General features: G+C 32.6%; 11 protein-coding genes. All 11 read left to right on the forward strand.

The window, feature by feature from the left end; all coding sequences use genetic code 11:
• Positions 1-110 precede the first annotated feature (110 nt).
• A complete protein-coding gene (locus EK368_RS10265; protein WP_165000416.1) occupies positions 111-518 on the forward strand; it encodes an ATP synthase subunit I in 408 nt (135 codons plus the stop codon).
• Positions 518-1,216, forward strand: coding sequence for a F0F1 ATP synthase subunit A (gene atpB, locus EK368_RS10270; protein WP_129599340.1), 699 nt, complete (start codon positions 518-520; stop codon positions 1,214-1,216). The genes EK368_RS10265 and atpB overlap by 1 nt, the downstream gene beginning before the upstream one ends.
• A gap of 42 nt (positions 1,217-1,258) precedes the next feature.
• A complete protein-coding gene (gene atpE, locus EK368_RS10275; protein WP_129599341.1) occupies positions 1,259-1,516 on the forward strand; it encodes an ATP synthase F0 subunit C in 258 nt (85 codons plus the stop codon).
• Between the two features lie 56 nt (positions 1,517-1,572).
• Positions 1,573-2,079: a F0F1 ATP synthase subunit B gene (atpF, locus tag EK368_RS10280; RefSeq protein ID WP_129599344.1), complete on the forward strand. Its 507-nt coding sequence runs from the start codon at positions 1,573-1,575 to the stop codon at positions 2,077-2,079.
• Positions 2,067-2,609: a F0F1 ATP synthase subunit delta gene (locus tag EK368_RS10285; protein WP_129599347.1), complete on the forward strand. Its 543-nt coding sequence runs from the start codon at positions 2,067-2,069 to the stop codon at positions 2,607-2,609. The genes atpF and EK368_RS10285 overlap by 13 nt, the downstream gene beginning before the upstream one ends.
• A 13-nt stretch (positions 2,610-2,622) precedes the next feature.
• Positions 2,623-4,137, forward strand: a complete 1,515-nt coding sequence (atpA, locus tag EK368_RS10290; RefSeq protein WP_129599350.1) for a F0F1 ATP synthase subunit alpha — start codon at positions 2,623-2,625, stop codon at positions 4,135-4,137.
• 51 nt (positions 4,138-4,188) lie between these two features.
• A complete protein-coding gene (gene atpG / locus EK368_RS10295; RefSeq protein ID WP_129599353.1) occupies positions 4,189-5,049 on the forward strand; it encodes an ATP synthase F1 subunit gamma in 861 nt (286 codons plus the stop codon).
• A gap of 29 nt (positions 5,050-5,078) precedes the next feature.
• On the forward strand, positions 5,079-6,473 hold the full coding sequence (gene atpD, locus EK368_RS10300; RefSeq protein ID WP_129599356.1) for a F0F1 ATP synthase subunit beta: 1,395 nt from the start codon (positions 5,079-5,081) through the stop codon (positions 6,471-6,473).
• A gap of 14 nt (positions 6,474-6,487) precedes the next feature.
• Entirely contained in the window at positions 6,488-6,892 is a 405-nt protein-coding gene (gene atpC / locus EK368_RS10305; protein WP_129599359.1) for an ATP synthase F1 subunit epsilon, read from the forward strand.
• A 272-nt stretch (positions 6,893-7,164) separates the two neighbouring features.
• The gene (locus EK368_RS10310) at positions 7,165-9,723 is read left to right on the forward strand and encodes an S-layer homology domain-containing protein (protein WP_129599362.1); all 2,559 of its coding nucleotides are present in this window, start codon (positions 7,165-7,167) and stop codon (positions 9,721-9,723) included.
• Between the two features lie 266 nt (positions 9,724-9,989).
• Positions 9,990-11,338 (forward strand): S-layer homology domain-containing protein (locus tag EK368_RS10315; RefSeq protein ID WP_165000417.1); only part of this gene is annotated, 1,349 nt, incomplete at its 3' end.

An 11,338-nucleotide genomic window follows, 5' to 3' on the forward strand; every position in this document is an offset into this window, starting at 1 on the left:
AAAGTTTCACAATATTTCAATTCATTAGAAATCAGACAAAAAAAACTAGATATATTTCAAAACTATACAAAAATAAAAGTAAAGGTATATCTAGAAAGGAAGTGAATTCCTTGGGACATACATGGACATTGCAAAAGAGAATATTCAAATATACATTCTACATATTGATAACATTTATTTTAGTATCTATCATTTTTCTTAAAACTCCAAAGGATATGATTTTGGGGCTTATATTTGGAACGGCTATTGGTGTTTTAAATTTTCGCCTATTATCTATTACTTTAGAAAAAACAGCTTCAATGGGTCAAAGGCGTATGCAAGTGTATGCTACAAGCCAATACTTAGTTCGATATATCATCAATGGAATAGTTATTTTTGTAGGAATTCGAGCTGATTATTTAAATATCATAGGGGTAATAATAGGACTAGTTCTTGTAAAATTTGTTATAGTAGGATCAAGCATACTTAATCATTTATTATTTTCTAAAAATAGATTTATAAGAAAGGAGGAGAGATAATGGAAGGAGGATTTGGAGCAAGGATTGTATTTACATTACCTGGAGGAATACCCGTAACAGAAACTGTTACAACGACTTGGATTATTATGGCTGTGCTGATTGGCTGTTCTTATGTATTTACAAGGAACTTTAAAAAAATTCCAAAAGGAATGCAAAACTTTATAGAGGTTTTGGTAAATGGGATTTATAATTTTACAGAACAGACCATGGGGCAAGATAAAATTGGTTTTGCTCCTTACATAGGAACCATTATTATCTATATAGGATTTTCCAATTTGTCAGGTTTGTTTGGATTTAGACCCCCCACAGCAGATGTAAATACTACACTAGGATTATCTATGATTACTTTTTTTATGATCCATGGATTTGGAATGAAGAAAAAAGGTGTAGGGACTTATTTAAAAGGATTTACAGAACCATTTTGGATCATGACTCCTTTAAATGTTATAGGAGAATTGGCAACACCTATATCTTTGGCATTTCGTCTATTTGGAAATATCGTAGGTGGAACTATTATTATGGGACTTTTGTATGGAGCATTAGCTGCTTTTAGTACAAAGCTTGGAATAACAATTCCAATACTTCAAGCTGCTATTCCCGTACCACTACATCTTTATTTTGATGTTTTTGCAGGATTGTTACAATCCTTTATATTTACAATCTTGACCATGGTATCTGTATCTATGGCTATGGATTGATGATTTTAAAAAACATAAAAAAATACAAGGAGGAATATAAAAATGGATGCTATTACAGGAAAAGAATTAATTTTAGCGTGTTCAGCAATTGGAGCAGGACTTGCAATGATCGCAGGTATTGGAGCAGGTATTGGACAAGGATATGCAGCAGGTAAAGGTGCAGAAGCTGTAGGAAAACAACCAGAGGCACAAGGAGAAATCATCAAAACAATGCTATTAGGTGCTGCAGTTGCAGAGACAACAGGTATTTATGGATTGATTATTGCACTAATTCTATTGTTTGCAAATCCATTTGTATAGGAGTCTTTTGTGAGATCCTAACACAAAAGACCTACTAGAGAGGAGGGCTTAAAAACATGATGGGATTAGTGTCAGTACAAGGATGGACTTTGGTAATGAATTTGGTCAATGTATTTATTTTGTACATAGTACTTAAGAAAATACTTTTTAAACCAGTAAAAGAATTTATGGACAATAGACAAAATAATATTACTCAGTCTATTGAAGAAGCACAACGAAAGAATAAACAAGCAGATGCAATTAAATTAGAATACGAACAAAGACTTTTAGCTTTGGAGCAAGAAGGAAGAGAAATCATAAAAGATGCTTCTAAAAAAGCTGAAGATAGAGCCAATCATATTGTAGATGAGGCAAAGGAAGAAGCTCAAAGAATGATCAAAAGAGCACAAGAGGAAATAAAGAAGGAAAATGAAAAAGCAACTCATACATTAAAAGATGAAATGACTTCCCTAATCATGATGGCTGCAAGCAAAATCATAGACAAAGAATTAAAGGAAGAAGATCATCAAAAGTTGATCCAAGAATTTATCCATGAGGTAGGAGATGCCAAATGGCAAAATTAATTGAAAAAACATATGCACAAGCATTGTTTGAGCTAGCAGTTGAGAAAGATACATTGGACTTATATAGGGAAGAGTTATCTTTTGTTGTGAAAACCTTTAAAGAATACAAAGATTTTTACAAATTGTACAAAGCATATCAAATGAGCAAAGAAGAAAAAAAGAAAATGCTAGATGAAGTATTTAAAACTCAAATCAGCAAAGAAGTCATAAACTTTTTAAAGATTCTTATAGATAAAAATAGATACATGGCTTTAGAAGGAATTGAAAAAGAATATACAAATATTGTAAATCATCATTATGGTAGAGTAGAGGGAATCGTATGGACATCTATTTTACTAAAAGAAGATGAAAAATTAATGCTAGAGCAAAAGCTTTCTAAAATGCAAGATAAAGAAGTGAAACTTACAAATAAAATAGATCCATCTATTATAGGTGGTGTATTTGTAAAAATAGGAGATCAAATCATAGATGGTACATTAAAGAACCGTCTAGATCTACTTAAGCAAGAACTTGCACAAATAATCGTTTAGGCGGTGATAAAAAATGAATCTAAGACCTGAAGAGATCAGCTCAGTCATTAAAGAGCAGATTAAAAGATATGAAAATAAATTAGAGGTAACAGATGCAGGAACAGTTATTCAGGTAGGAGATGGAATCGCAAGAATTCATGGCCTACAAAAATGTATGGCGGGTGAGCTTTTGGAGTTTTCTGATGGAGTTTATGGAATGGCTCTAAATCTAGAAGAAGACAATATAGGATGTGTACTTTTGGGATCAGATGAAGGTATAAAAGAAGGGGATACCGTAAAACAAACAGGAAGAATTGTAGAAGTACCTGTTGGAGATGAATTGATCGGAAGAGTGCTAAACTCTCTAGGTCAACCAATTGATGGAAAAGGCCCTATAAAGACTCAAAAATTTAGACCTATAGAGACAAATGCACCAGGTGTAATAGAGAGAAAATCTGTACATCAGCCACTTCAAACAGGAATCAAGGCAATAGATGCTATGATTCCTATTGGACGTGGGCAAAGAGAGTTAATCATTGGAGATAGACAAACAGGAAAAACTGCTATTGTAATTGATACTATACTGAATCAAAAAGAAGAAAATGTAATATGTATTTATGTAGCTATCGGTCAAAAAAGATCAACTGTAGCTCAAATTGTAAAGACTTTAGAAAATCATGGGGCAATGGATTATACGATTATCGTATCTGCTACTGCTAGTGAACTAGCTCCACTTCAATACATAGCACCTTATGCAGGGTGTGCTATGGGTGAGGAGTTTATGCATAATAAAAAAGATGTACTCATTATCTATGATGATCTTTCAAAGCATGCAGTTGCATATCGTGCGATGTCTTTATTACTAAAACGTCCACCAGGAAGAGAAGCATATCCTGGAGATGTATTTTATCTTCATAGTAGATTACTCGAACGTGCGGCCAAATTAAATGATGATTTGGGAGGAGGATCACTAACAGCACTACCTATCATTGAAACCCAAGCAGGAGATGTATCTGCATATATTCCTACAAATGTAATCTCTATAACAGATGGTCAGATATTCCTAGAATCAGAGCTTTTCTTTGCAGGACAAAGACCAGCTGTAAACTCAGGGATCTCTGTATCCAGAGTTGGAGGAGATGCACAGCTTAAGGCTATGAAAAAAGTTTCATCCAAAATAAGATTAGAATTGGCTCAATATAGAGAGCTTGCAGCCTTTGCTCAATTTGGTTCAGAGCTGGATAAAGATACAAGAGAAAGACTTGAGCAAGGTGAGAGACTGATGGAAGTTTTAAAACAACCTCAATATGAACCTATTAAGGTAGAGCATCAAATAATGATTATTTATGCAGCTATCAACAAATACTTAAGAGATATTCCAGTAAAAGAAGTCAAAAGATTTGAATCTGAATTTATTGCTTTTATGAATCAAAATCATCCACAAATCGGAAAAGAAATAAAAACTACTGGAAAGCTAGAAGATCAATTAGAAGAAAAGCTAAAAGCTTCTATAGAAGAATTTAAAGGAATATTTAAGATTGAATCATAATCTTTGTACTCCTTTTGTAATTGATAGACCCCATTGTATGGAGGTGAACACATGGCAGGAATGGGTATGCGAGATATCAAAAGAAGAATCAAAAGCGTCAACAACACAAAACAAATCACAAAAGCCATGGAGCTAGTATCGTCTGCAAAACTAAGACGTGCCAGAGAAAAAGCCGATACTTCAAGACCCTACTTTGAAACGATACAAAAAACTGTACAAGATATATTCTCAAGTGGCAACAAGGTAAATCATCCTTATGTCAATCAAAGAGAGATAAAAAAAAGCTGTTACATTGTTATTACTTCAGATCGAGGGCTTTGTGGAGGATACAATGTAAATGCAATCAAAAAAACACTAGAAAATGTGAAAGATCAAGAGGCGACATCTATTATTGCCATAGGTCAAAAGGCAAGGGACTATTTTAGAAATAGACAATATAGTATAGATGGAGAGTTTGTACATATCTCTGAGAGCCCAACTTATGCAGATGCACAAAAAATTGGAGCGTTGGCAACAAAATTATATGACAAAGAAATGGTAGATGAAGTGTACTTGGTGTATACAAAATTTGTAAGCACTGTATCTCAGATACCACAAAAGGTAAAACTACTTCCTTTGAGTGTATCCAAAGAAGAATCTATAAATAAAAAATCACAACATATAGAGTATGAGCCATCTCTTGAAGGATTTTTAGAGTATTTAGTGCCTCAGTACATACAAAGTACTCTCTATGGTGCATTAGTAGAAGCTGCAGCAAGTGAACAAGCTGCAAGAAGAGTAGCTATGGAAAGTGCTACAGATAATGCAGAGGAAATGATAGAAAAACTGACACTACATTATAATAGAGCACGTCAGGCGGCAATTACTCAAGAAATTGCAGAAATTGTAGGTGGAGCAGAAGCACTTAAATAACTCTACCAAAAGAAAGGATGTGAGCGAACATGGCAAGTCATGTGGGAAAGATTGTTCAAATCATCGGTCCTGTTTTAGATATAAAATTTGAGCCAGGAAACCTTCCAAATCTACTCAATGCTATTGAAATTCATGTGGAAGGTAAAAAAATAGTAGCAGAAGTTGCACAACATGTAGGAGATGATACAGTAAGATGTATAGCCATGTCATCTACTGATGGACTCATTCGTGGAACGGAGGCTATAGATACAGGGGCCCCTATTTCTGTTCCAGTAGGAAAAGAAACATTAGGAAGACTATTTAATGTACTAGGAGAGACGATTGACCTAAAAGGGCCATCACAATCTAAAGAGAAGCTTCCTATTCATAGAGCAGCACCAAAATTTGAAGAGCAAGAAACTTCTTCTGAAATATTTGAAACGGGAATCAAAGTAATAGACTTAATAGCACCTTATGCAAAGGGTGGTAAAGTAGGATTGTTTGGAGGTGCAGGAGTTGGAAAAACTGTACTTATTATGGAGCTTATCAACAATATTGCGAAAGAACATGGAGGACTTTCTGTATTTGCAGGAGTAGGAGAAAGAACTAGAGAAGGAAATGACCTTTATCATGAAATGATAGACTCAGGAGTAATAGACAAAACTGCTATGGTATTTGGACAAATGAATGAGCCACCTGGAGCGAGAATGAGAGTAGCTCTAACTGGTCTTACAATGGCTGAATATTTTAGGGACCGTGCAGGGCAAGACGTACTTTTATTTATTGACAATATATTTAGATTCACTCAAGCAGGATCAGAAGTATCAGCCCTTCTTGGACGTATGCCAAGTGCTGTTGGATACCAACCAACACTAGCAACTGAGATGGGTGCTCTACAAGAGAGAATCACATCTACAAAGAAGGGTTCTATTACATCTGTACAAGCTGTATATGTACCAGCAGATGACTTAACTGACCCTGCTCCTGCAACTACATTTGCTCACTTAGACGCAACTACAGTACTTTCTCGTTCTATATCAGAGCTTGGAATTTATCCAGCAGTAGATCCACTAGATTCTACATCAAGAATTATGGATCCTGCTATTGTAGGACAAGAACATTATGATATATCTCGTCAAGTTCAAGAAGTACTACAAAGATACAAAGAGCTTCAAGATATTATTGCAATCCTTGGAATGGATGAATTGTCTGATGAGGATAAGCTAGTGGTGTCTCGTGCAAGAAAAATGCAAAGATTTTTATCTCAACCATTTAGTGTGGCAGAGCAATTTACAGGAATGGAAGGTAAATATGTACCTTTAAAAGAAACAATAAGAGGATTTAGAGAGATTTTGGAAGGAAAACATGATGATGTTCCAGAATCTGCATTTTTATATGTAGGAACAATAGAAGAAGCAGTAGAAAAAGCAAAGAAAGAAAGTTAGGCAGGTGAATACAAATGGCTTCAACTTTTGAACTAGAAATTGTTACACCTGATAAACAATTTTTTAAGGGTCTTGTAGAGCAAATTGTAGTCAGAACTACACAAGGAGATATGGGAGTTTTAAAAAACCATATACCTACAGTAAGTCCTCTACAAATTGGAGTTTTAAGAATCAAACAAAATGGTCAATACAAAGAAGCTACTTGTGCAGGAGGACTTATTCAAGTCAAAAAAGACAAAACTATAATCCTTACAGATGCTGCTGAGTGGCCAGAGGAAATAGATGAAAAAAGAGCACAAGAGTCTTTTAAAAAAGCAAAAGAAAGACTTGAAAATAGTAGTGAAGAAATAGACAAAAAAAGAGCAGAAAAATCACTTAAAAGAGCAGAAATAAGACTAAGATTACTACAAAAATCCTAAACCAATACGGTTTAGGATTTTTTTTAGAAGAATCAAGAATCAAAAGAATCACGGTACCTGTCCCCCTGATTCTTCCTCTTGGTTCTTCTAAATGTAATTCAAATGTAATAACTTAAATGTATGAATGAATGTTAAGATATACTTAATGGAATTAATAACCATATATACAATATTTTAGAGTTAAGGAGGCGAATAATATGAAAGTATAAAACATCTATCGTATTTATAAGAGATGGATGATTTTATAATAAGTTGGTATTGGGGGGATAGATATGAAAAAGTTTTTAAGTTTTACACTTTTTGTTTGTGTATTGTTCATCTTTCATAGTACATCATCATATGCTTCATATAGTATAAGTGTGAATAAAGTACCATACATATCAACGGATAGTGTTTTACAAGGAGAGATTACACCTATAGTTACTATTTATGATGAATTTAGTGGAGATAAAAAAGATTTTACTTTAAAATTAAATAATTCAAAATGGCTTAAAGATAAAGATTTTAAAAATAGTACTTTTGAAAAAGAAATGAGTAGGTTAACAAAAGGATTAACTATAAAAAAAATCAATGACACTACAGTTTCTTGTTCGGTATATGGAATGGAACAAGGGGGAGAAATAAAAATCCCTTGTTTTTCACAACCTATATCAAAAGGCGATCTTACACTATCTATAAAAGAATTAGGTCATAATTTAGTTGTTTATGCTTATGCACAAGATCCTTGGATAGATATAGAATGTAGTGGAAAAGCAAATTTTAAAAATGATGAAATTAGCCATATTCCTTCTTTATATTTTATATCTTGTATATATGGGGGCTTTCCTCAAAACAAAGGAAAGATTCAATTAAAGCTAGATCATGGTTTTGAGTGGATCTATAATGGAGATGTAAAAATACATGGATTAGAAGATACTCATTATAAAATTACAAAAACAAATGAAGGGTTGGACTTAGATATTGATTTTTCAAAATCTCGTTATAATAAAAATAAGGTGGCTATAAGTTGGAGTAATTTTAAAATCAAGGCATTACCTAAAACACCTAGCCAAGAGATCCATATACATGTAAGAGGAGATTTCATACAAAATAAAGATTTTTTAGTAGGTAAATATACAAACGATCCTTCTAGTACCAATACATCAGACAATACAAACACATCTAATAATACAAACACATCCAATAAAAACAATAATACATCAAACAACAATTCAAATACTTCCCAAAAAGACAAGGATAAAAATAATAGTAAAATTGAAAAACCTGTTATTTTGGATAAAAATATGTTTAAAGACAAAGTGATAGTTTTTAAAATCAAAAATAAAGATGTAGACCATACAAAAAAATATATACAATCTAAGGAAGATGGTATTATAATCACACTATCAAAAGATACCCTACATTCATTTAAAAATATGAAAGAAGATTTAAATTTCAAATTATATCAATATGATCCTATGCCTTTATTAAAAGGCATAAAAGATAGCTCTTTTCCTTCTCTTCAATCAAGAGCTATAAAAATAAAAAGTAGTGAAAAAATAGATAATATACAAATAACCCATCCTATTTTAAATCAAGACCTTGACAATATTACAAATGTATTTGTCAAAGGATCTGATGATAGTCTTTATTATGTGCCTTCAAAAATGAGAAATAAAAAGGTATGCTTCGAAGCAATGCCTAACAAAGAATATATTTTACTAGCCAAAGAAGTACCATCAAATAAAAAGAAGCAATATCAGCCTATAGAAGACAGAGATACGAAGGATGATATTTCTACAGATGCTAAAAAAAATATTGATGAAAGTAAAATAAAAAAATTTGAATTAGATGCAACAAAAAAAGTTTATTCTAATCATTGGATTCCATTTTGGATCACAAACAAACAACTTAAGGGAGAACAAAACCATATTTCTATGGAAGTAGATAATATGGAAATCAATCTGCCAAAGGATGTTATGAATCAATTTAAAAATACAAAAAAAGATTTAGATTTTGTTTTATACAAATATGATCCTTTGTTATTGATCAAAGATGTTAAAGATCAATCTTTGTCAAATCCTTTATCTACGGGAATTACGATATTTAATAAAGACAGTATGGATAAAATAGATCATATAGAGATAGGATATCCTCTAAATGTAGATGATAAAAATAATATCAATGTATTTGTGAAAGGATCAGATCATCAACTACATTTTGTCCCATCTAAAATAGTAAATAATAAAATTCATTTTGAATTAACTCCTCAACAAAATTATGTCGTATTACAAAAGAATCTAAATTTTGTTGATCTAAATCAACATTGGTCAAAATTCCAAGTACAAAATTTATCATCAAAAGGAGTTCTATCAGGATTTGAAGATCAGACATTTAGACCAGAAGAGCCTTTAACTCGAGCTCAAATGGCAACGATATTGGTAAAAGCATTAGGACTAGATACATTTGATAATGAAAATACTAAAGTCTTTGAAGATGTAGATCCAAATAGTTGGAATGGAAAATATATATACTTAGCCCATAAAAACAATCTCATCAGTGGAATAGGTCATAAGCAATTTAATCCAAACGGTGAAATAACAGGAGAGCAATTGATTCAATTAGTCATGAATGCTTATGAATCAAATAAAGGAACAATTCAAATAACAAGTGAAGAGATGAACAATATACAAGAAGCTAGTTCGTGGGCAAAAGTTGCAATAGGAAAAGCAAAAAAAATAGGCATATCAGATAAAATGCCACAAAAATTAAAATATAAACAAAGTGCCACAAGAAGCCAAGCCGCAGCAACTATACATGAACTATTACAATCTATTGACAGCTTTAATTAGGAATCAAAGGAGAATCAGAGAGAATCAAAGAGACAGGTACCGTGATTCTTCTTTGATTCTTTAATTTTATAATTTTATATTTCAAATATTACAAAATAAAGACAAAATGAAAAAACTATTTCAAAACCGAGTAAATTATGGTAACATATATATGTATTTCTAATGATGCCATAATTTAAATGTTTTTCTGGTGAAGAATAGAAAAAATCCTAAATTCTTCACATAGTGGCAAGGATTTTATAAAAAAGAAGGGGGTACATAAAAAAATGATAAGCAAGACACAAACATCAAAGAAACTTGTAGCATGGCTAGTTTTATCAGTAATGATTTTTGCTTTAGGAATGCCAGCTCAAGTAGCTCAAGCACAAAGTGCATCTGATATTTCAGGACATTGGGCGAGTGAGCAAATTAATAAGTGGATAGACAAAGGTTATGTAAAAGGATATGAGGATGGTTCATTTAAACCAAACAATCCTATTACAAGAGCAGAGTTTTCTGTTTTAGTAAACAAATCATTTAACTTTAACGAAACAACTACAATTTCTTTCAAAGACGTATCAGCAAATGATTGGTTCTATGGAGAAATGGCAAAAGCAAAAGCTGCAGGATATATGGGAGGATATGAAGATGGTACTATAAGACCAAATGCTCCTATTACTAGACAAGAAGCAGCTACAGTTGTTGCAAAATTAAGAGCACTAGAAGCTAACACAGCTGCTGCAAACAAATTTACAGATGCAGCTATGATTCCAGACTGGAGTAAAGGATTCATCGGAGCTGTAGTAGAAGCTAAATTCATGAGAGGCTACGAAGATGGATCATTTATGCCTACAAAAAATATTACAAGAGCAGAAGCAGTTGTAGTATTAAACAGTGTAGCAGAAGGTAAGAAAGAAGAGCCAAAAGAAGAAAAAGTAACAATCAAAGATATTGACGATCAAAAAGTAAAAGTAGATAAAACTGAAGACGTTACTGTAAAAGTAGATCCAAAAGATGCAAAAATTGAGATCAAAAACAGTGATGATAAAGTTGTAAAAGCAACATTAAAAGATGACAAAATCGAATTAAAAGGTTTAAAAGAAGGATCTGCAAAGATCACTGTAACAGCTACTAAAGATGGTTTAAAAGATGCAGAAGTAACTTTCAAAGTAGAAGTAGAAAAAGCAAGTACATCATCATCATCAGGTGGTGGCGGTGGAAGCAGCAGCAGTAGTAATAGACCAGCTGATAAAACAGAATTAGTAAAAGCTATCAATGCTGCAGAAGTATTAGTACCACACAAAGCTGAATATACAGTAGAAACTTGGACAAAATTTGAAGCTGCATTAACTGATGCAAGAGCAATCAATGATATTCCAAGAACAACTCAATCAAGAGTAGATGAAGTGACAAAAGCTTTAAATGATGCAAGAGTTGGATTAGAAAAACCAACAGATCCAGAAAAACCAGATCCATTAAAAGATGCAGTATCAACAAAAGAAGGAGTAATTGCTGGAACATTCTATGTAAAAGTAGATTTCCCATCAAATATAAAAGCAGTAAAATTAGTAGGAGTAGATGGAATTGCTTTATCAAAAGATATGGAAGATGGAAAATTTGTTACAGTTCCAGGAGA

The sequence above is a fragment of the Anaerophilus nitritigenes genome, from assembly GCF_004138215.1.
Taxonomy (GTDB): Bacteria; Bacillota; Clostridia; order Peptostreptococcales; family Thermotaleaceae; genus Anaerophilus; species Anaerophilus nitritogenes.